Origin of the sequence: Marinobacter salarius, from assembly GCF_032922745.1 — a bacterium.
GTDB lineage: Bacteria > Pseudomonadota > Gammaproteobacteria > Pseudomonadales > Oleiphilaceae > Marinobacter.
The window spans coordinates 4,370,520-4,391,885 of the sequence record NZ_CP136693.1 but is presented as its reverse complement, the minus strand read 5'-3'; the positions used below and the strand labels follow the sequence as shown (position 1 = coordinate 4,391,885).

Genomic DNA, 21,366 nt, shown 5'->3' with positions numbered 1-21,366 from the left:
AGCAGTGGTCTATGTTCACAAAGCTTGCAACCAAGATGTTCGGCAGTAAGAACGCCAGAGAAATCAAGCGAATGCGAAAAACCGTATCGCGTATTAATGAGCTTGAAGAGCAGTATGGCAATTTGTCCGACACCGAGTTGCAAGGTAAGACCGCGGAATTCCGCCGCCGATATGATGAAGGCGAAAGCCTTGACGCATTGCTTCCGGAAGCGTTTGCCACTACTCGTGAGGCGAGTCGTAGGGTCATGGGGATGCGCCACTACGACGTGCAGATGATTGGCGGTATCACGCTTCACGAAGGCCGTATTTCCGAGATGAAAACCGGTGAAGGTAAAACGCTGGTAGCGACGTTGGCCGTTTACCTGAATGCCTTGACCGGCAAGGGCGTGCATCTGGTCACCGTGAACGACTACCTGGCCCGCCGCGATGCCGAATGGATGGGGAAGCTGTATCGCTTCCTGGGTCTGCAGGTAGGTGTTGTAGCAGCCGGCCAGCCTCCTGAAGAGAAGCGGGCTGCCTATCAGGCGGACATTACTTACGGTACGAATAACGAGTTTGGTTTCGACTATCTTCGCGACAACATGGCCTTCAGCACGGAAGACAAGGTGCAGCGAGGCCTCCACTTTGCCATCGTGGACGAAGTGGACTCCATCCTGATTGACGAAGCTCGCACACCGCTGATCATCTCCGGTGCGGCTGAAGACAGCTCAAAACTCTATCTGGCGATCAACGAGCTTGTGCCAAGCCTCGAGTTGGGCGAAGTCAGTGAAGAAGGCGAGCCCAGTGGCGATTTCACCATTGATGAGAAATCCCGTCAGGTGGAGTTGACCGAAACCGGTCATGAGAAAGTGGAAGAGCTGTTGTTGGAAAGGGGCTTGTTGAAGGAAGGTGAAAGCCTGTATTCGGCCGCCAACCTTAGCCTGTTGCATCACGTCCACTCGGCCCTCCGAGCTCATCATCTGTTCCAGAAGGACGTGGATTACATTGTCCAGGGCGATCAGGTAGTGATTGTTGATGAGCATACTGGTCGTACCATGCCAGGCCGTCGCTGGAGCGAAGGCCTGCACCAATCGATTGAGGCCAAGGAAGGAGTTCGTATCCAGGCAGAGAGCCAGACCCTGGCTTCTACCACCTTCCAGAATTACTTCCGTCTATACGACAAGCTCGCCGGTATGACTGGTACCGCTGACACCGAGGCATTTGAATTTCGCCAGATTTACGGTCTGGACGTTGTTGTTATTCCTCCCAACAAACCGATCCAGCGAATCGATTACAACGATCTTATCTACCTGACTCAGGAAGAAAAATTCCACGCCATTATTGATGAGATCAAGGACGTAACGGCAGAGGGCCGGCCAATCCTGGTGGGCACTGCCTCAATTGAGGCCTCAGAGCTTCTATCCATGCTGCTCAAGAAGGCGCGAATTGATCATAAGATCCTGAACGCGAAACAGCACGAGAGTGAGGCACAGATCATCGCTCAGGCAGGTCGCCCGGGTGCGGTCACCATTGCCACCAATATGGCCGGCCGTGGTACGGACATCGTGTTGGGTGGTAACTGGGAATTTGAAGTGGCGGGTATGGAAAACCCCACCGAAGAGGAAGTGGCCCGCATCAAGGCCGAGTGGACCGAGCGTCACAATCAGGTACTTGAGGCTGGCGGGCTGCACATCATCGGTACCGAGCGTCACGAATCCCGCCGCATTGACAATCAGCTTCGAGGCCGCGCCGGTCGTCAGGGCGACCCCGGTTCATCACGGTTCTTCCTGTCGCTGGAAGATAACCTGATGCGGATATTCGCGCCGGATCGCGTGAAGAGCCTGATGCAGGCCATGGGTATGAAAAAAGGCGAGGCCATCGAGCATCGAATGGTCACCAACGCCATTGAAAAATCCCAGCGTAAGGTGGAAGGCCGCAACTTCGATATGCGGAAAACCCTGCTGGAATACGATGACGTCGCCAACGATCAGCGTACGGTGATCTATGATCAGCGTAACGAGGTCATGTCGTCGGAAGACGTTTCCGAGATGATTAAAACCATCCGCGAGGATGTCGTGGATTCGCTGGTCAGTGAGTTCATCCCGCCGCAGAGCATGCCGGAACAGTGGGATGTTGCCGGCCTGGAAAGCCAGCTGCAATCGGAAATGGCGATCAACCTGCCTGTTCAGCAATGGCTGGACGAGGACAGCAAGCTCTACGAAGAGAATCTGCGTCAGCGTATTCTGGAAGAGATTGTCGCAGCCTACGACGCCAAAGAGGAACTGGCGGGCTCCGAGTCGATGCGCAAGTTCGAGAAGCAGGTGTTCCTGCAAGTGCTCGACACGCTCTGGAAAGAGCATCTTTCAAACATGGATCACCTGCGCCGTGGTATCCACCTGCGTGGTTATGCCCAGAAGAACCCCAAGCAGGAGTACAAGCGCGAGGCCTTTAACCTGTTCGAAAGTATGCTGGAAACCATGAAGCGCGATGTGGTTCGGGTGTTGTCCCATGTCCGTGTTCAGGGCCGTGAAGAAATGGAAGAGGTGGAGCGCCGCCGCAAGGAAGAATTGGAGCGGGAGCTTGCCCAGGCGCGACTGCGCCACGATGAAACCAGTGCTACCGCTCAGCAAAGGCAGGATGACAACGCAGGTAGGTCTGGTGCTGAGGAAGCTCAGGGCACACCGGAGACCTTTGTGCGTCAGGACCGAAAAGTGGGGCGGAACGAGCCCTGTCCGTGCGGGTCCGGCAAGAAGTACAAGCAGTGTTGTGGAAAGGTCAGCTGATTTCCGCCGCTGAGTGATCGAACTAAGGCCCGCACCCTGCTCGACAGGTTGCGGGTTTTTCGTTTGGTAACCGGTGTTCCGGCCGGGTCGCCCGGTAGAAGCCGATCATGACGAAAGGAGAGTGAAAATGGCAGTTGGTCCAGGAACCTTGCCGACGTTTTTCCCGGTGGCCGGTGTCAGGCTGGGTATCGGCACTGCCGGTATCAAGAAACCCGGCAAGAAGGATCTGGTGGTTATTGAGTTGGCGCCGGGTAGCCGAGTGGCCGGTATCTTCACCCGTAATCAGTTCTGCGCGGCCCCTGTTCACGTCACGCGAAGTCATCTGGCAAGCGATGCACCGCGCTACCTGCTGATCAACACCGGCAATGCCAATGCCGGCACCGGCGAACAAGGCATGAAGGATGCCCAGGCCTGTTGTCAGGCGCTGGCGGATAACGCCGGTGTCCCCGCTGGTAGCGTACTGCCGTTTTCGACAGGGGTTATCGGGGAGCCACTGCCGGTTGTTAAAATCGTCAGCGCGTTGCCGCAGGCACTGGCGGATGTCTCCGAGTCCCACTGGGCTGAAGCGGCGTCGGGGATCATGACCACCGACACTCGCCCCAAAGGTGCCTCGCGCCAGATTGATCTGGATGGCCAAACGGTATCGATATCCGGTATCAGTAAGGGCGCGGGTATGATTCGTCCCAACATGGCCACCATGCTGGGCTTCATTGCCACCGATGCGAATATCGCACCGGACGTGTTGGCGAGCTTTGCGTCGGAATTGGGGGAGGCGTCCTTCAACCGGATCACCATTGATGGCGACACGTCCACCAACGATGCCTGCATGCTGATTGCCAGCGGTCAGGCTGGTGGTCCTGAAATCACGGCGGATAGCCCGTCCCTGCCAAGGCTCAGGGAAGCGCTGCGCGAGGTGTTCCTCGAATTGGCGCATGCGATTGTCCGTGACGGTGAGGGTGCCACCAAGTTTGTCACCATTGAAGTCAGCCGTGCGACATCGGTCCAGGAGGCGCTGGACGTTGCCTACACCGTTGCCCACTCACCACTGGTCAAAACCGCGCTGTTTGCGTCCGATCCCAACTGGGGGCGGATACTGGCTGCCGTGGGTCGTGCCGGTGTCGATGGACTGGACCTGAACGCCCTCGAGATCTGGCTGGGAGATGTGTGCCTGGTTCGCAAAGGCGGCCGTGCTGCGGATTACAACGAGTCCCGCGGGCAGGCGGTGATGGACGGTGAGGAAATTACCATCCACATTAATCTCGGGCGAGGGAATGTCAGTGAACGGGTGTGGACCTGCGACTTCTCCCATGACTACGTCACCATCAATGCTGAGTATCGCACCTGATTATGACGCCAGTTCAGGAAATACACGTTGCGGTGGGTGTTGTCTTTCGTGATGGGAAAGTGTTGATTGCCCGTCGGCCGGACCATGTTCACCAAGGCGGTTTACTTGAGTTTCCGGGTGGCAAGGTTGAGGCTGGTGAAGCGGTCCAACAGGCCCTGGTCAGGGAAATTCGGGAAGAGACCGGGTTGCGGATAGATCCAGGCCTTCTTGAGCCGGTGATTGAAATTCGCCACGATTATGGGGACAAGCGGGTTTTTCTTGATGTCTGGGAAGCCTCATCCGCTGAAGGCGACCCCGAGGGCCTTGAAGGGCAGGCGATACAATGGCTCGATGTCCAGGATCTGGCGGATGTTGATTTTCCCGCCGCAAACCGTCCGATTATCCGCGCCCTGAAGCTGCCTCGTCGCTATGCCATTACCGGTTCTGCCGGTGACCCCTCGGCATTCCCTGAACAACTTCGCCAGCGCTTGCTCGAAACGCGCCCGCAGTTGTGCCTGTTCAGGGCACCGGGATTAAGCGATGAGGTCTACGAGCGGTTGGCGGGCTGGTCACTGGAGGCGTGTCGCGCAAGCGATTCCCTGTTGATGCTTCACGGTGTCCCGTCGCTGCTTGAGCGCCTGCCCCAGGCCGCCGGTTTGCACCTGCCGTGGCGGGAGGCCCGACAGTATTCCGCCCGGCCGATACCCGAGGGATACCTGCTGGCAATCTCCTGTCACGATGAAGAGGAAATTGCCCATGCAGAACAGCTCCAGGCAGATTTCATTACCCTGGGCCCGGTAAAGCCTACCTCTTCTCATCCTGGCGCGACGGGAATTGGGTGGGAGCGGTTCCAGGCGCTGGCCGCAGGCGCAGCGATGCCTGTCTACGCCCTTGGAGGGCTTGCCCCTGATGATACCCGCGCAGCGCGCCAGGCTGGCGCTCAGGGTATTGCGGGTATTGGTTTCTGGTGGTCAGGGAACGGATACTGATCCAGCCGCCAGTTCTATACGCTCTGGTATGATAGATCCGTTAAGGCTGCTTTTATCAACGATTTTGGGAGACACCGTGAGCAAACTGACGCATCTTGACGATACTGGCGCCGCGCGCATGGTAGACGTTACGTCCAAGGCTGTTACCGAGCGTGAGGCCAGGGCCGAGGCCCTGATTCGAATGGCGCCGGACACCCTGGCAATGATTGTGGAAGGGCAGCATCCCAAGGGGGATGTGCTGGCAGTGGCACGGGTTGCCGGTATCATGGCAGCCAAGAAAACCCACGAGCTGATTCCGCTGTGCCACGCGCTGAACCTGACGTCGGTAAAGGTAGAGCTGACGCCAGGCAGGGACGGTGCTTCGATCCACATTGCCACTCGCTGCAAGCTCTCCGGGCAGACCGGTGTTGAGATGGAGGCCCTGACGGCCGCCAGCGTGGCAGCACTGACGCTCTACGATATGTGCAAGGCCGTTGATCGCGGCATGGTCGTGGACAATGTCCGCCTGTTGGAGAAGAAGGGTGGTCGCAGTGGGCACTGGTCTGCTTCTGACTCCGGTTCGTAGGATCCACCATACAGAGACTACGCCAGGGCGCTGGCCTCGTGATAGAATGCGCCGCTCGATTGATTGAACCACGAGGAAACACTGTGGCTGTTCGTTACATCCAGACTTGCCGGCTGCCAACCCCTTTCGGCGTTTTCGACATGCACGGCTTTGAAGAGCCGGACACCGGAAAGGAGCACGTGGCACTTACGCTGGGTGACCTCAACAGTCCGGAGCCGATGCTGGCGCGGACTCACTCCGAGTGCCTGACCGGTGATGCACTGTACAGCATGCGCTGTGACTGTGGTTATCAGTTGGAGGAAGCCTTGCGGAGTATTGCCCGCGAAGGCCGAGGCATCCTTATGTACTTGCGCCAGGAGGGCCGGGGTATCGGCCTGTTGAACAAGATTCGTGCCTACAACCTGCAGGATCAGGGCGCGGATACTGTGGAAGCAAACGAACAGCTTGGCTTTGCGGCTGACTTGCGGGACTACAGCATGTGCCGGGATATGCTGGCACACTTGGGCATTCGTAGCTTGAGGCTGATGACCAATAACCCCCGCAAGGTGGATGCATTGACCGAACTGGGTATAGAGATAGCGGAGCGCGTCCCTTTGCATGTGGGGCGCAATCCCCACAACGAACATTACCTCAATACCAAGCAGAGCAAGCTCGGACATTGGTTCGAGACCCACCAGGACGACGATCCCGCCGTCTGATGTGATTTCTTCGCGCGCTTATTGAACCGCCTTTAGCGACTGGTTGTACTTTATTCGCTCCAGGCGGGTTTCAATAGTGTGCCTGATGCCTTCGGCATCCAATCCGCAGGAAGACAGCAACTCGCCGTGCTTACCGTGATCTATGAAGGTGTCTGGCAGGCCGATCTGAAGCACAGGCTGGCTGACATCCCGGCTGTTCAGGAATTCCGTCACCGCACTGCCCGCTCCGCCGGCAATGGCGTTCTCTTCAATTGTGACCAGTAGGCCATGCTTTTCTGCCAATGCCAGGATGAGCTCTTCATCCAGCGGTTTTACGAAGCGCATGTCTGCGACGGTGGCGCCCAGAGACGTGGCAGCCTCCAGTGCTGGTGTGAGCAGTGTGCCGAAGTTGAGTATGGCAATACCCGAGCCTTCTTTCACAAGCCGGCCCTTGCCGATCGGTAGCGGAGCCAATTCGCGGACCATCTCTGCCCCCGGGCCTGTGCCCCTCGGGTAGCGCACTGCCGCCGGTCCCTCAAACAGCATGCCTGTGTGCAGCAGTTGACGGGTTTCGTTTTCGTCAGAGGGAGTCATCACGATCATGTTCGGGACACAACGCAAGTAGCTGATGTCAAACGCGCCTGCGTGAGTGGGGCCGTCTTCGCCGACCAGCCCGGCGCGGTCAATCGCGAACAGGACGTCCAGATTCTGTATGGCCACGTCATGGATCAGCTGATCGTAGGCACGCTGCAGGAACGTCGAATAGATCGCCACCACCGGTTTGGCGCCGTCACAGGCAAGGCCCGCAGCCAGGGTGACTGAATGCTGCTCAGCAATGGCAACGTCGAAATACCGGTCCGGGAAGCGTTGGGAGAACGCCAGAAGATCAGAGCCTTCACACATGGCGGGGGTGATCCCCACAATGCGGTTGTCGGCTTCTGCGGCGTCGCAGAGCCATTGGCCAAACACGTTGGCGTATTTCAGCTTCGACGGCTTCGGAGCAACCGGTTCCGGCTTGCTGGGCGGCACCGGTTCGATCTTGTTGATGGCATGGTAGCCAATTGGATCGGCTTCGGCCGGGGCGAAACCCTTGCCCTTGGTGGTGACCACGTGGAGGAATTGCGGTCCGTCCAGTTCGCGGATGTTCTCCAGGGTCTCCAGCAGCAGAGGCAGGTCGTGGCCGTCGATGGGGCCGATATAGTTGAACCCCAACTCCTCAAACAGCGTGCCCGGGGAAATCATGCCCTTGAAGTGTTCCTCGGTCTTGCGGGCCAGCGCCATCAACTGTGGCGTGCCCTGGAGTACCCGTTTTCCACTGTCGCGGACCTGATTGTAGGTCCGGCTCGCCAACAGCTTGGCAAAATAGTTCGACAACCCACCAACGTTGCGGGAAATAGACATGTCATTGTCGTTGAGGATCACCAGCATGTTGGCGTCCAGGTGCCCGGCGTGGTTCAGGGCTTCGAACGCCATGCCGGCCGTCATGGCACCATCGCCGATGATGGCGATGCTCTTGCGACCAGTGCCCTGCATGCGGGAGGCGATGGCCATACCCAAGGCAGCGCTGATGGAAGTGCTGGAATGACCAACGCCGAAGGTATCGTATTCGCTCTCCGCCCGTTTCGGGAAACCGGCCAGGCCATCCTTTCGACGGATGCTGTTCATGCGTTCCCGGCGCCCGGTCAGGATTTTATGGGGATAGGCCTGGTGGCCCACGTCCCAGACCAGACGGTCTTCCGGGGTATTGAAGACGTAATGCAGGGCAACGGTCAGCTCCAGGACACCCAGGCCGGCGCCGAAGTGGCCGCCTGTTTGCCCCACCGACCATAGCAGGAAGGCACGTAGCTCCCTTGCGAGCTGGGTCAGCTGCTCTGCTGCCAGTTCGCGCAGTTGCCCGGGAGTGTCAATCCTGTCCAACAGCGGCGTGTTGGGCCGTTGGGACGGGATTTCCTTAAAAGTATATGTATCCTGCATCTGCTCGGGTCTTTTCCGGGTGATTCAAAATGTGGGTTCTATTATAGGGTATGAAGGCACCCGGTTTCATACTGATTGGGCCAGCCGGGCCCCTCCAGTCCTTCATAAGTCAGTGTGCATGCCAGAGCCGTTGATGATCAATGGGTGCGTACCACCACGTAACCGGCCATGTCCCGGAGCAGGTCGCCTTCCTCGCCAAACATCTCGATGCTGGCCAGTGCGGACTCAAGCAGCTGTGACAGGTAGTTTCGGGCGCCGTCGGCGCCCAGCAGCGAGGGATAGGTCGGCTTGGATCGGGCCAGATCCGAGCCCTGGGGTTTGCCGATCACAGTGGTATCGCCCTCAATATCCAGCAAGTCATCCTGCACCTGGAAGGCGAGACCGAGGGTTTGCGAATAAACCGTGAGGGCTGACAACTGGTCGTCGTTCACATCGGTTGCGGTGAGGGCGCCGATCCGGACGCTGGCTTCAATGAGTGCGCCGGTTTTGTGGCGGTGCATATTTTCCAATTGCTCAACGGTCAGTTGCTTGCCTACGGACTCAAGGTCTATCGCCTGTCCACCCGCCATGCCCTGGTGGCCGCTGGCGGTCGCCAATTCTCGTATCATTGCAAGGCGCACCTGATCCTCCAGTCCCGGTGCTTCGGCCAGCCAGCCGAACGCAAGGGTCTGCAGCGCATCGCCTGCCAATATGGCGGTGGCTTCGTCAAAGGCGATGTGCGTGGTGGCGCGGCCCCGGCGCAGGTCATCGTTGTCCATGGCGGGCAGGTCATCGTGAATCAGCGAGTAGGCATGGATCAGTTCCAGCGAACAGGCGGGAACTATCGCATTTTCCTGAGGCTGGCCAAGCGCCGTGGCTGCCGCCACGCAAAGCGCCGGCCGGATGCGCTTGCCACCGCCCAGAACACTGTATCGCATGGCCTGTTGCAGGCGTTCAGAGCCGTGGCCGGATGCACAAAGCTGGCGCTCAAGTTCGTCGTCAATCTGATTGCGGCATTGCTCCAGGAAAGCTGCCAGGCGGGTGTTCGGAGTTGACATCAGGCGGGTTCGTCCGGGCTAAAAGGGCGCGTTTCCAGTGTACCATCGCTGTTTTCCACCAGTTGTTCCACCCGCTGTTCCGCCGTCTTGAGCGCTTGCTGGCACTCGCGTGTCAGCTTTACGCCGCGTTCGAATGCTGTGAGAGACTGTTCCAGGGAGAGTTCGCCCTGCTCCAGGTCACGGACCAGTTTTTCCAGCTCATCCAGGGATTTTTCGAAGTCGGCGATGGACGCCGCGTCTTTCTCACCGGCCATAAAGGGCCTCCGGTTGCTTCGCGGAATTTGGCGGATTATACCAAAGCTTCAGGCCGACCGCTGCCAGCAGAAATGCCTTGTTCCTTCCTTTTTTCCCTCTGGTCCCCAGCACTGCTCTGTCACCCGGACTTCACCGACGGCGCTGACCGTGACCACCGTCGTGGCACGGGTGCCGTAGTCACTGCCGATAATGAACGGCGAAGACAGAAAGCGCTCGGTATCTTTGCCAACACCGGTATCCGGTAATTCATGGTCGGGCGCCGGCGTGGTGTCCTGCAGGCGTTCGATAAGACTATTATGGAGATCATCGGTGCGGTCCGCCGACGCACCTTCAAGTAAATCGGTCACCGAGTTTCTCAATCTCAACAGTTTTGGCCAGGGGGTCTGCAAAAGGTGGTTGCTCAAACCATAGGTGCCGCGATGAACATGGCGCCCGGGGTGAGCGTCACGGTTGCTGTAGTACCATCCTGCGTGCTCATCCAGCCTGACCAGATTAAATCCCGAGTAATCGCTTTTTCGTGTCTGCAGTCGGGCTGCGAGCGCATCGCTGTTGTCTGCCAGCGACATCAGTGGCAGTTCGCCACGGGAGTGGGCGCCGGGCACCTGAGAGCCTTCCCGTACATTGGTCACGGCGGCAACAACTCCATCTTCATCGATTGCGAGCCAGGTGCCGCCTGACAGCAAATCACGTCCCGCCAGGACATCACGCCCGGCGGTTTCGCTGTGCCACCAGTCCATGGCCGCCGTGGGCCGGCGAAAGAACTCATCACGATTTGCTGCCACGACCAATGGAAAGGCAGGATGCTGTTTTACGCTAAAAACAATCAGGCACATGGTGGCGGGCTCATCAGTCGCGAGTGAACAAAAGGGATTCGGTGTGTATCATACCAGCCTGATTTGCTGTCTGCGTGTGGCTGAGTATGACCCTTTTTGCTGTTGTTGGCCTGTACCTTGTGCTGGGCGCCCTGGCGGGCACCATGGCCGGCCTGTTTGGCATTGGTGGCGGGCTGGTTATTGTTCCGGTGCTTATTTTCAGTTTTGACCTGCAGGGTGTGAGTAGCGACATTGCGGCGCACCTTGCCGTGGGCACATCTCTGGCCACTATTGTCTTCACTTCCATCAGTTCAATACGGTCCCACCATCTCCACGGCGCGGTTCGGTGGGAGATATTCCGCCCCATGATGGCGGGTATTGTGCTCGGTGCAGTGCTGGGTGCCTGGACCGCTTCCATGCTCAGTGGTGAGGCCCTGGAGCTGGTCATTGGTGTGTTTGTCATTCTGGTGGCTTTGAAAATGCTTTTCGGTGCCAACCCCAAACCTGGCCGCGATGTGCCCGGTTCCGTCGGGCTGGGCAGTGCCGGGGCCGGTATTGGCTGGGCATCCGCTATTTTTGGCATTGGCGGGGGGACGCTGACTGTTCCGTTCCTGAGCTGGTGCAACGTGCGGATGCAGCAAGCGGTAGGCACCTCCGCCGCCTGCGGATTGCCCATCGCTGTGGCCGGCGCGCTCGCAAACATTGGCACTGGATGGCAGAACCCAGATCTGCCGGAGCTCAGTGTCGGGTTTATCTATCTGCCTGCGTTTGTGGGTATCGTTCTGACCAGTGTGTTGTTCGCCCGGGTTGGAGCCAACCTGGCTCATCGCCTGGACGCAGCCCTATTGAAAAAAATCTTCGCCATCTTCCTGATTGTCGTAGGTATCCGTTTTCTGTTCTGACCTGAGGGGTTATTGATGCTCCAGCATCCGCAAATCGATCCGGTGGCCATTGCCATCGGGCCTTTGAAAATACACTGGTATGGCTTGACCTACCTGGTCGGATTTCTTGTGGGCTGGTGGCTGGGCCGCCTTCGCGCCCGCAAGCCCTGGTCGCCCATTACCGAAGTGCAGATGGGAGACATGCTGTTCTACATTGCCCTTGGGGTAATACTGGGCGGCCGCTTTGGCTATGTAATCTTCTACAATTTCAGTGCCTTCGCGGCTGACCCGTTGATGTTGCTGCGCGTGTGGGAAGGGGGAATGTCCTTCCACGGTGGTCTGCTTGGTGTGATCTTCGCCATGTGGTGGTTCGGTCGCAAGGTGGGTCGCACCTTCTGGCAGATTGCCGATTTCGTCGCACCACTGGTGCCGGTTGGCCTGGGTGCTGGTCGCATCGGCAACTTCATCAACGGCGAACTCTGGGGGAAGCCCACGGATGTTGCGTGGGGTATGGTTTTCCGTACCGCGCCGGACAGCCTGGCCCGGCACCCGTCCCAGCTTTACCAGTTTGCGCTGGAAGGTGTCCTGCTGTTTATCGTCCTGTGGTGGTTTTCGTCCAAACCGAGACCTCGCATGGCGGTCTCAGGCCTGTTCCTGGCGTGTTACGGCGTCTTCCGCTTCCTGGTGGAGTTTGTTCGCCAGCCCGACCCCCAGCTGGGTTACCTGGCCTTCGACTGGCTGACCATGGGGCAGGTGTTGTCGTTCCCGATGATCCTCGCGGGCGCCGTTCTGATCGTTATTGCTTACCGGAGAAACGCTGAATGAAAGCCTATCTCGACCTGATGAAAGACGTGGTAGACAACGGCATGGACCGTGGTGACCGCACCGGCGTCGGCACCCGCTCGGTCTTCGGCCGCCAGATTCGCTTTGACCTGCAGGACGGCTTCCCGCTGGTGACCACCAAGAAAGTCCACCTGCGTAGTATTATCCAGGAGCTACTGTGGTTCCTGCAGGGGTCCACCGACAACAACTGGCTGAAAGAACGCAACGTTTCTATCTGGAATGAATGGGCCCTGGAGAACGGAGACCTTGGTCCTATTTACGGCAAACAGTGGCGAAGCTGGCACTGCCCGGACGGCAGCACTGTTGACCAGATCAGCGAGGTGATTAATCAGATTCGCAACAAGCCTAATTCACGCCGGTTGATTGTCTCGGCGTGGAACCCTGCTGAGCTCCCGGATGAATCCATTGGCCCACAGGACAACGTCCGCCAGGGTCGCATGGCCTTGGCTCCGTGCCACTGCCTGTTCCAGTTCTACGTCGCCGACGGCAAGCTCTCCTGTCAGCTCTATCAGCGCAGTGCGGATCTGTTCCTGGGGGTGCCGTTCAATATTGCCTCGTATGCGTTGCTGACTCACATGATTGCCCAGCAGTGCGATCTGGGTGTGGGGGAGTTCGTCCATACCTTTGGTGATTGTCACCTGTACCAGAACCACCTGACCGACGACATCGTGTTCGAGCAGTTGAAGCGGGAGCCACGGGCGTTGCCCAAACTGCTGATCAAGCGTAAGCCTTCTTCAATTTTCGAGTATGAGCTGGAGGATTTCGAGTTTGAGGGTTACGAGCCTCATTCTGGGATTAAGGCGCCTATCGCTATTTGATCGCTAGCTGGGCCCGGGATCCGGAACTCCCAAGCAAGAGGATAAACAAACAATGAGGAAAGCTCTCATAGTGGCTATGTCCCGAAACCGGGTCATCGGCCGAAACAATAAGCTACCGTGGTATTTGCCGGGCGATCTCAGGTACTTCAAACAGGCCACCATGGGAAAACCCATCATCATGGGCCGGAAAACCTGGGATTCCATTGGTAGACCGTTGCCCGGGCGAATGAACGTGGTGATTTCACGGAATCCGGAATGGGAGGCGCCCGCCGGAACGGTTGCGGCAGAATCATTGGAAGACGCATTGGTCAAAGCCGAAGCACAGGCCGAGATTGAAGGCGGAGATGAAGTCATGATCATCGGCGGTGGGCAGATCTACGCCGAAGCGCTGCCGATGGTGGATCGGATCTACGTCACCCAGGTGCACGCCGAGGTGGAGGGAGACGCCTTCTTTCCGGAAGTGAACTGGGATGAGTGGGAAGAGCTCGGACGGGAGGATTTCTCCGCGTCCGATAATAACCCTTACGACTACAGCTTCGTCGTCTACCAGCGCCCAAGTCAGCCTTGAGCGCCTAAGTCAGCAGATCAGCCCTGGCGGGGTGGGCGTTTACCAGAAGGCTTGCCACCCTTGCCGGGAGGCTTGCCCTTCGGGCCTGGGCCGCCGCGGCCCTTGGGGCCCTTCTTGAATCCTGGCTTGAACCCGCCTGGCTTACCGCCCGGACGGCCACCTTTACGGTCACGACGTGGCGGAGCGGTGGCAGAAACCACCGGCAGTGCTTCCGGCTGTTCCAGGGGCAGTGAGCCCGGCTGGGATGCCTCCAGATAGCAAGCCAGCGCACCAGCAACCATCGCAATGTCCATGTCGTTGCGTTCGGCAATTTCATCGAGCAACGCCATCGCCTTGCCCAGCTTGCCATCCTCGGCAAAGCCCAGAAGTTGTGATTCAAACTGCTCTTCGCGCATCTTCTTCAGAGCGTTGGGCGAGGGCAGTTCATAGGATTCCATCGGCGAATTGGTGGCGCGCTCAAGCGTGCGCAGCCAGCTGCGTTCACGAGGCGTGACCAGCAGAATCGCCTTGCCCTCACGACCGGCACGGCCGGTGCGGCCAACCCGGTGAATGTAAGCTTCGGTGTCGTAAGGCACGTCGTAGTTGATTACGTGAGTAATGCGGGGGACATCAAGGCCGCGGGCCGCAACATCGGTTGCCACGATGATGTCTTTCTTGCCGCGCTTGAGGTCTTCCACTGTCTGCTCGCGCTGGCGCTGGTTCAGGTCACCGTTCAGCGGTGCTACGGCATGGCCGCGTGCGGATAGTTTCTCAGCCAGCAACGTGGTTTCCGCTTTCGTCCGCACAAAAATAATGGCGGCGTCGAGCGGTTCCACTTCCAGGATGCGGGTCAGGGCATCCAGTTTGCGTTCGGCATAGACCGGCAGCACAAACTGCGAAATGCGTTCAACCGTGCGGGTCTCGCTCTCGATTTTCACTTCCGTGGCGTCGCGCAGATAGGTCTGGGCGACCTTCTTGATCTGCGGCGGCATGGTCGCGGAGAACAGTGCGCGTTGGCAGTTGTCCGGGGTCTTTGCCAGGATCGCTTCCACGTCGTCGATGAAGCCCATGCGCAGCATTTCGTCGGCTTCGTCCAGTACCAGCGCCTTGAGGCTGTCCAGCTTCAGTGTGCCCTTGCGGAGGTGATCCAGCATTCGGCCAGGGGTGCCCACGATCACCTGGGCACCGCGGCGCAGGCCCTTGATCTGAGGGAAAAAGTCCTGGCCGCCATAGATAGGCAGAACGTGGAAGTTGCGGAACTTGCTGGCATAGGTGGTAAACGCTTCGGCCACCTGGATGGCCAGTTCCCGCGTGGGTGCCAGAACCAGGATCTGTGGTTCCATAACAGACGCGTCGATCCGGCTCAGCAAAGGCAGCGCAAAGGCGGCGGTTTTACCGGTACCCGTTTGGGCAACACCCAGTAAGTGTTTGCCAGCCAACAGCGCAGGGATCGTCTGGGCCTGTATGGGAGAGGGCTTTTCATAGCCAACGGCGGCAACTGCTTCGAGGACAGCGGGATCCAGGCCGAGGTCGGCAAAAGACAATTCAGACATTAATTTACTCGGAATTCGGAGGGTAGGGCATTGCAATGCAATGCGTGTTATGGCGGGGATTATAACTGGTTTGTTGTGTCTTTAACACGGCTAATGCTGTTAGTGCAGTAGGTAGTTGCCGGCGATGACGGTTGCGTTGCGGGTGGATCTTCGGCAATCTCCGGGTTGTTTCGAATAGGATGCTAACGAGGCGGGTGCATGAATTTTGATGAATTGATGAAGAGTGAGGCCAACGGTAAAGATCTGGTTGTCCCTTCAAGCTGGGGCCAAGGGCGTGCCTCTTTTGGTGGGGTGGTTGCAGCCCTGGTATTTGACCGAATGGCCAGTGTGGTCGCACCCGACCGCCCCATGCGTTCAATGCAGGTGTCTTTTGTGGGGCCAGTAACGCCGGATGAGCCGGCGACAGTCGAGGCTGAAATTCTGCGGGAAGGCAAGGCCGTCAGTCAGGTTTTGGGCCGCATTGTCCAGGGCGGAGAGCCGAAGTTGGTGGCGCTGGCGAGTTTTGGAAGCGACCGGGAGTCTGACGTTTCGGTGGATGCCGCACCAGCGCCCGAGGCGAAGCCGGTGGAGCAGTGCCACGGCCTGGATTTCATTGAAGGTGTTACACCGGAGTTCATTCAGCACATTGAGATGCGCTGGGCGTTTGGCAATCTTCCGTTCAGTGGTAAAGGTGGTCGGGAGCTTGGTGGCTGGATGCAGTTCCGGCAAACGCCTGAAACCTTTTCAGATGCCCACATTGTCGCGCTTGTTGATGCATGGCCGCCTGCTGTTTTGCCGTATGTGAAGCAGCGGGTGAAAACGAGCTCCTTAAGCTGGGCCCTTGACATTGTGCACCCCAGACCAGTATTGGAGCCAGGAGACTGGCTATTATACAAGGCGGAGATTGATAAGGCTGACGCGGGATACGGTCATACCCAGGCCGGTATCTGGACCGCTAGTGGAGAGCTCGTAGCGCTGAGCCGACAAACGGTAACGGTATTTGGATAGAAGGGGCACTCTATTGTTGATGAGGGAGCTGCCATACTTGACTCACTCGCTACCTTGATTTAGCCATCGGTGCTGATCCGAAGGACAGAGTACTTCGGGATGCCTCCGAGTTTGTGAAGGCCCAGCGCCTGAACAGGATGACGAGTGACTTGGCTGCCGGTGGTACACCTATGACGTTTCTCGCTCCGTTGTGAAATCAGTCTTGCTGGCGACATCTCTCAGGCCACCGAAACGCCGATAAAACTTCTCCCCGGGCCCCGGCAGAGGGCCGGAAGCGTTTTCCAGGGTTTCATCCAGCCACTGTTCAGCCCGTACATAGATTTGACGATACAGGTTTCGGCAAAGTTGCTTGGCGCTGCGCCCTTCCCAGTCACCCGGTAGCAACTCATCGGGCAGGATGGGGTCCCGGAGCAGAATTTTTCGATACTCGTGTATGAGCAGGATACGGACGGTCAGGCATTCCTCAGGGCTGAGGGTGTCATCGGACTGCAGTTCGCGCCAAAGCGGGCGAAACTGGCTCAGGAAGCGTCGATACCGGCCGCCGAGTTCATCCAGGTTCCAGCTTTCGCGAACTTGAAGTCGCAGTGCCCTCGGGCTCTTTTGCTCCATTGGCACCGTCTGCATGACGATGGTGTCCTCCAGGGCGCCCCATTCCTGGAGCATCGGTATCAGCTCGCTGCGGGTGAACCTGGGGTGTTCCATCAGGCCGGGTGCCATGCTACCGAAGCTGAGCCACTTCAGTTCATCCCGAACCTTCTGGCGAAGCTCGGGAGATAGCTGGTTCAGATACACGAGGCACCAGCTACCGCTCCACTCCTCCGTTTCCAGATTGTAGACATGCTGAAAAGCCTGCTCGAAGCGGCGTAGCCCGGGGCCGGTGAGGCTGTAATAACTGCATCGCCCGACTTTCTCAGTTTGTAGCCAGGATTCTTGAACCAGGCGATAAACAGAGGTTCGAACCAGACGTTGGCTGATGCCCATGGGTTCCACCAGCTTCATCAGACTGCCAAGCCAGACGTTGCCTCCACGAGGAACGATGGCATCGCCATAGATTGTGCTGATAAGAGAACCGGCGCGCAGTGGCCGCTTCTTCTGAAAATTCTGGACAAGTAGTTCGAGTTGGCTTTTCGCAGTCATGGACTTAAGTTCGCAAATAAGAATCAATGAAACACGTTGGACGTATTATGCGGGTCTTTCGTGTCAGGTAAAGGTTTGTCTCTTCGGTTGCTCTACTAGCGCATTTTATGTGCCCCAACTTTGCCTCCGGGGCCATGGTCGGACTCCGTGAAATCGGTTGACACTGGCATTATGATACAATAAGTTCGTTAAATATTCGTCATCGGTATCGAATTATATTGAGGGCGAAGAAACAAAAATACATTCAAGCCCAGCACAATTCGGGAGAACAAGAACAATGCTTAAAACGATGATGCGCCGCGCAGGTCAATGCGCAGTGGTTGCTGCAGCATGCCTCATGATGAGTGCGCAGGCAGCTGAACCAATCAAAATCGGGTCGTTCCTGTCAGTAACAGGTCCGGCATCCTTCCTTGGCGATCCCGAGCTGAAAACCCTCGAGATGTATGTCGAGAAAATCAACGAAGAAGGCGGTGTCCTCGGGCGTCAACTGGAGCTGATCCACTATGACGACGTTGGGAATGCTTCCTCTGCCCGTAACTTCGCCAGCCGTCTGATCCGTTCGGATCGAGTGGATATCATTGTGGGCGGCAGCACCACCGGCGCCACAATGGCTGCGGTTCCGCTGATTGAACAGGCACAAGTTCCGTTTATCTCTCTGGCAGGTGCTGTCGTTATTACGACCCCGGTGAAGAAGTGGGTATTCAAAACCCCTCAGTCTGACCGCATGGCGGCGGAACGTATCCTGGCGGACATGAAAGACCGTGGAATTACCAAGATTGGTCTGATTTCCGGCACAGGTGGCTTTGGCAGTTCCGGCCGCACCCAGACTCTGGAGGTGGCAGAGCAGATGGGTATGGATGTGGTCGCTGATGTTACCTATAGCGGATCTGATACGGATATGACCGCACAGCTGACCAATATCCGTAACACGAAAGGAGTAGAAGCCGTCCTCAACTTTGGTTTTGGTCAGGGGCCCGCTATCGTCACCCGCAACTATGTTCAGTTGGGAATGAAGCTTCCGTTCTATCAATCTCACGGTGTCGCGTCTGACAGCTTCCTTGATTTGGCGGGTTCGTCAGCCGAAGGTCTTCGTCTGCCGGCATCCCCCTTGTTGGTTCCGGACTCATTGCCGCAAGAGGATCCTCAGAAAGAAGTGGTTCAGAATTACAAGGCTGAATATGAAGCTCACTGGGACTCCAAGGTTTCAGCCTTTGGCGCCTACGCCTATGACGGGCTGATGCTGGCCGTTCGTGCCATTGAAAAGGCAGGCTCTACCGATCCTGAAGCGGTACGCAGTGCTCTGGAAAATATTCAGGGTTATGTCGGGGTGACCGGTGAGTTCAACATGTCGCCGGACGACCACAATGGCCTTGATGCCGACTCCTTCCGCATTCTGGAAGTCCAGAACGGCGAATGGAAACTGATTGACTGAACTCCTTTTCACCTGTCTCGCGGCTGGCGGCTGTCCTTTTGGACGGGTCGCCAGCTGATGTTCGACCGGAACCACCGCTATGCTCGCAGAATTCTTACAGTACCTGTTCACCGGGATTACTATCGGTGCGACTTACGCCCTGATCGCCCTCGGTTTTACCCTGATTTATAACGCCAGCCACGTCATCAATTTTGCCCAGGGCGAGTTTTTGATGATTGGCGGTATGGCGACTGTTTCCCTGACAGCCATGGGAGTGCCCATGGTGATTGCAGTTGTGCTGGCGGTCATTCTGGCAGGTGTGCTGGGTATTGCCCTTCAGCGCTTCGCCATCGCACCGGCCAAACAGGCCGACGTAGTAACGCTGATTATCATCACCATCGGTGCATCCATTTTCATCCGGGGCATTGCTCAGGTTGTCTGGGGCAAGGAGTACCACGTGATGCAGAATTTCAGTACGGACCAGCCTATCCAGGTCTTTGGCGCCGTGCTGAACAGCCAAAGCCTGTGGGTTCTTGGTATTGGCGCGGTCATGGTGGTAGCTCTGGTGTTGTTCTTTACCAAGACTTTGATCGGTAAAGCGATTCTTGCGACATCCATGAACAAGGAGGCGGCGCGCCTGGTGGGGATCCGTACCCAGATGGTGCTCATGCTGGCGTTTATGGTGTCTGCGCTGCTGGGCTCGGTGGCTGGCATTGTGGTTGCCCCGATCACCTTCACGTCCTATGACATCGGTATCATTCTCGGCCTGAAAGGCTTTGTTGCTGCGGCTATCGGTGGTCTCGGCAGCGGTGTCGGTGCAGTTGTCGGTGGCCTTGCTCTTGGTATTGTTGAAGCCATGGCGGCCGGTTATATCTCGTCTGATTACAAGGACGCCGTAGCGTTTTCCATGATTCTGCTGGTGCTTTTCTTTATGCCCCGAGGATTGTTCGGTGCCAAAGTAGTGGAGCGCGTCTGATGTTGAACCGGTTTATGCAGTCGCGCCTGCGGGGTCTGGTGATCCTCGCACTAATTCTGATTATTCTTCCGGCTTTTCTGGGCAACCCGTTTCACTATGAACTGGTCATCCAGATGGCCATTATCGCCGCTACGGTTGTCGGTCTGAATCTGCTGGTGGGCTTTGCCGGCCAGATCAGTCTCGGTCATGCCGGGTTTTTTGGCCTGGGGGCTTACTTTACCGGTATTACGACCGGGACTTACGGCTGGTCTTCTTTGCCCGCGCTGGTGGTAGGGGCCATCGCAGTCGGCACTATTGCCTGGCTGGTAGGGCGCCCGATCCTGCGCCTGAAAGGGCATTACCTGTCTATGGCAACCCTCGCAGTGGGCTTCATTATTGCCATCATACTGAACAACGAACGTGCCATTACCGGCGGCCCGGACGGCATGCCGGTTCCCGCCTTGGATCTGTTCGGCTGGGAGCTAAGTACGTTTGGTCGATATTCCTTGTTTGGTATCGAGATTTCTGGTGTTCAGGCGTGGTATATCCTGGCCAGCGTGGTTCTTCTGGTGGCAGTCTGGTTTGCACTGAATCTCATTGAATCGCCTATCGGAAGAGCTTTGCGCTCCGTGCACGGCTCGGAAGTGGCGGCCAGCGTGGTGGGAGTCGATACGGCAAAGTACAAAAGCCTTGTGTTTGTGATTTCCGCCATCTATGCAAGTGTGATGGGAGGGCTTTACGCTCACTTTCAGGGCTTTATCACTCCGGCCGTAGCCAGCTTCGAATTCTCGATTCTCTTTATCACCATGGTCGTTCTTGGCGGTATGGGTTCCACATTCGGCGTGATTCTGGGCGCCGTGGTTTTGAAACTGTTGCCCCAGGTTCTGGCGGACTTCCAGGAGCTCGAAACCGTCATGTTCGGCCTGATCCTGATGCTGACCATGATTTTTATGCCCAAGGGCTTACTCCCGACCCTGACCGCTGTGGTTTCCAAAACAATGCGTAAGAAAGCGGGAGGTGAGGCATGACAGCACTGGTTGAAGTGAAAGGGTTGGATAAGGCCTTTGGTGGTGTTCATGCGGTTGAAGGGGTCAGTTTCGCCGTAGAAGCCGGGCAGGTCTATTCTGTCATTGGTCCGAACGGCGCCGGCAAGACCACACTGTTCAACCTGATCACCGGCCTCTACACCCCCACAAAAGGTGAGATCCTGCTTAACGGTGAAAGTACCGCGAAGCTCGAGCCGAACCAGCTTGCGGAGCGGGGCATGTGCCGGACCTTTCAGCAGATGCAGATTTGCATGAATATGACCGCCATCGAGAACGTGATGCTGGGCCGGCATCTACAGCTCAGGAACAGCCTGTTTACCACGTTGTTCCGGTTGCCGTCTCTGCGTACCAATGAGACGGCTGCCCGTAAACGCGCCGCTGATCTTATGGAATACGTTGGCTGCGGTGATTACCTGGATACGGAAGCCTCCGCCATGTCCTATGGCGCGCTCAAGCGGCTCGAAATTGCACGGGCCCTGGCCGCCGAACCAAAGGTCATTCTTCTGGATGAGCCGGCGGCGGGCCTGAATGCCACGGAAACCTCGGCATTGGAGGCGTTGATCCGGAAAATTGCAGACCAGGGCATAACCGTGATGTTGGTTGAGCACGATATGAAACTGGTGATGGGGATATCCGACCGGTTGCTGGTGCTGAACTATGGTCGTGTTCTGGCCGAAGGTAACCCCGAAGAAGTCCGTCAGAACCCGGACGTTATCGCCGCCTACCTGGGTGGCTGAGCAAGGAGACATTTCACATGAGCGAGCAACACACTGAAATGGCGCCTGCCCAGCCA

Annotated in this window: 20 protein-coding genes; 14 read left to right on the top strand and 6 right to left on the bottom strand. The window is 57.5% G+C overall.

The window, feature by feature from the left end; translation table 11 throughout:
- The first annotated feature begins 11 nt into the window (after positions 1-11).
- From secA to ribA, 5 genes are all read left to right on the top strand, one after another.
- Complete coding sequence (gene secA, locus R1T46_RS20440) at positions 12-2,762, top strand: preprotein translocase subunit SecA (RefSeq protein WP_317306844.1); 2,751 nt, start codon at positions 12-14, stop codon at positions 2,760-2,762.
- A gap of 127 nt (positions 2,763-2,889) precedes the next feature.
- Positions 2,890-4,107 carry a bifunctional glutamate N-acetyltransferase/amino-acid acetyltransferase ArgJ gene (argJ, locus tag R1T46_RS20435; RefSeq protein ID WP_317306841.1) on the top strand — a complete coding sequence of 406 codons (1,218 nt, stop codon included), beginning with the start codon at positions 2,890-2,892 and terminating at the stop codon, positions 4,105-4,107.
- A gap of 2 nt (positions 4,108-4,109) precedes the next feature.
- On the top strand, positions 4,110-5,075 hold the full coding sequence (locus R1T46_RS20430; RefSeq protein WP_317306838.1) for a Nudix family hydrolase: 966 nt from the start codon (positions 4,110-4,112) through the stop codon (positions 5,073-5,075).
- Between the two features lie 76 nt (positions 5,076-5,151).
- Entirely contained in the window at positions 5,152-5,640 is a 489-nt protein-coding gene (gene moaC / locus R1T46_RS20425) for a cyclic pyranopterin monophosphate synthase MoaC (protein ID WP_286748529.1), read from the top strand.
- An 83-nt stretch (positions 5,641-5,723) separates the two neighbouring features.
- On the top strand, positions 5,724-6,338 hold the full coding sequence (ribA, locus tag R1T46_RS20420) for a GTP cyclohydrolase II (RefSeq protein ID WP_286748528.1): 615 nt from the start codon (positions 5,724-5,726) through the stop codon (positions 6,336-6,338).
- 18 nt (positions 6,339-6,356) lie between these two features.
- Here the strand turns inward: ribA and dxs are convergent, their stop codons facing one another.
- From dxs to R1T46_RS20400, 4 genes are all read right to left on the bottom strand, one after another.
- Complete coding sequence (dxs, locus tag R1T46_RS20415; protein ID WP_317306836.1) at positions 6,357-8,291, bottom strand: 1-deoxy-D-xylulose-5-phosphate synthase; 1,935 nt, start codon at positions 8,289-8,291, stop codon at positions 6,357-6,359.
- 137 nt (positions 8,292-8,428) lie between these two features.
- Entirely contained in the window at positions 8,429-9,328 is a 900-nt protein-coding gene (locus R1T46_RS20410) for a farnesyl diphosphate synthase (protein ID WP_317306833.1), read from the bottom strand.
- Positions 9,328-9,582 carry an exodeoxyribonuclease VII small subunit gene (locus R1T46_RS20405; RefSeq protein WP_317306831.1) on the bottom strand — a complete coding sequence of 85 codons (255 nt, stop codon included), beginning with the start codon at positions 9,580-9,582 and terminating at the stop codon, positions 9,328-9,330. The genes R1T46_RS20410 and R1T46_RS20405 overlap by 1 nt, the downstream gene beginning before the upstream one ends.
- Before the next feature lie 48 nt (positions 9,583-9,630).
- Positions 9,631-10,416, bottom strand: coding sequence for an NRDE family protein (locus R1T46_RS20400; RefSeq protein ID WP_317306829.1), 786 nt, complete (start codon positions 10,414-10,416; stop codon positions 9,631-9,633).
- An 86-nt stretch (positions 10,417-10,502) separates the two neighbouring features.
- Here R1T46_RS20400 and R1T46_RS20395 point away from each other — a divergent pair, with 86 nt between their 5' ends.
- The 4 genes from R1T46_RS20395 to R1T46_RS20380 are packed head-to-tail and all read left to right on the top strand — an operon-like array spanning position 10,503 to position 13,505.
- Positions 10,503-11,297: a sulfite exporter TauE/SafE family protein gene (locus R1T46_RS20395; RefSeq protein WP_317306827.1), complete on the top strand. Its 795-nt coding sequence runs from the start codon at positions 10,503-10,505 to the stop codon at positions 11,295-11,297.
- 15 nt (positions 11,298-11,312) lie between these two features.
- Positions 11,313-12,101: a prolipoprotein diacylglyceryl transferase gene (lgt, locus tag R1T46_RS20390; protein WP_317306825.1), complete on the top strand. Its 789-nt coding sequence runs from the start codon at positions 11,313-11,315 to the stop codon at positions 12,099-12,101.
- Positions 12,098-12,937, top strand: coding sequence for a thymidylate synthase (locus R1T46_RS20385; RefSeq protein WP_317306824.1), 840 nt, complete (start codon positions 12,098-12,100; stop codon positions 12,935-12,937). Before lgt ends, R1T46_RS20385 begins: the two co-directional genes overlap by 4 nt.
- A 52-nt stretch (positions 12,938-12,989) precedes the next feature.
- Positions 12,990-13,505, top strand: coding sequence for a dihydrofolate reductase (locus tag R1T46_RS20380; protein ID WP_036203793.1), 516 nt, complete (start codon positions 12,990-12,992; stop codon positions 13,503-13,505).
- A 17-nt stretch (positions 13,506-13,522) separates the two neighbouring features.
- Here R1T46_RS20380 and R1T46_RS20375 read toward each other — a convergent pair whose 3' ends face one another.
- Entirely contained in the window at positions 13,523-15,037 is a 1,515-nt protein-coding gene (locus tag R1T46_RS20375) for a DEAD/DEAH box helicase (RefSeq protein ID WP_036205678.1), read from the bottom strand.
- A gap of 198 nt (positions 15,038-15,235) precedes the next feature.
- Here R1T46_RS20375 and R1T46_RS20370 point away from each other — a divergent pair, with 198 nt between their 5' ends.
- Positions 15,236-16,024, top strand: a complete 789-nt coding sequence (locus tag R1T46_RS20370) for a thioesterase family protein (protein WP_317306820.1) — start codon at positions 15,236-15,238, stop codon at positions 16,022-16,024.
- 168 nt (positions 16,025-16,192) lie between these two features.
- Here R1T46_RS20370 and paaX read toward each other — a convergent pair whose 3' ends face one another.
- The gene (paaX, locus tag R1T46_RS20365) at positions 16,193-17,161 is read right to left on the bottom strand and encodes a phenylacetic acid degradation operon negative regulatory protein PaaX (protein ID WP_075194912.1); all 969 of its coding nucleotides are present in this window, start codon (positions 17,159-17,161) and stop codon (positions 16,193-16,195) included.
- A gap of 277 nt (positions 17,162-17,438) precedes the next feature.
- Here paaX and R1T46_RS20360 point away from each other — a divergent pair, with 277 nt between their 5' ends.
- The 4 genes from R1T46_RS20360 to R1T46_RS20345 all read left to right on the top strand — a co-directional run bounded on the left by R1T46_RS20360 (position 17,439) and on the right by R1T46_RS20345 (position 21,310).
- Positions 17,439-18,593, top strand: coding sequence for an ABC transporter substrate-binding protein (locus R1T46_RS20360; protein ID WP_317306819.1), 1,155 nt, complete (start codon positions 17,439-17,441; stop codon positions 18,591-18,593).
- A 79-nt stretch (positions 18,594-18,672) separates the two neighbouring features.
- The gene (locus tag R1T46_RS20355) at positions 18,673-19,548 is read left to right on the top strand and encodes a branched-chain amino acid ABC transporter permease (protein ID WP_007155025.1); all 876 of its coding nucleotides are present in this window, start codon (positions 18,673-18,675) and stop codon (positions 19,546-19,548) included.
- Positions 19,548-20,555: a branched-chain amino acid ABC transporter permease gene (locus tag R1T46_RS20350; protein WP_317306817.1), complete on the top strand. Its 1,008-nt coding sequence runs from the start codon at positions 19,548-19,550 to the stop codon at positions 20,553-20,555. Before R1T46_RS20355 ends, R1T46_RS20350 begins: the two co-directional genes overlap by 1 nt.
- The gene (locus R1T46_RS20345) at positions 20,552-21,310 is read left to right on the top strand and encodes an ABC transporter ATP-binding protein (protein WP_085681557.1); all 759 of its coding nucleotides are present in this window, start codon (positions 20,552-20,554) and stop codon (positions 21,308-21,310) included. Before R1T46_RS20350 ends, R1T46_RS20345 begins: the two co-directional genes overlap by 4 nt.
- Positions 21,311-21,366 lie beyond the last annotated feature (56 nt).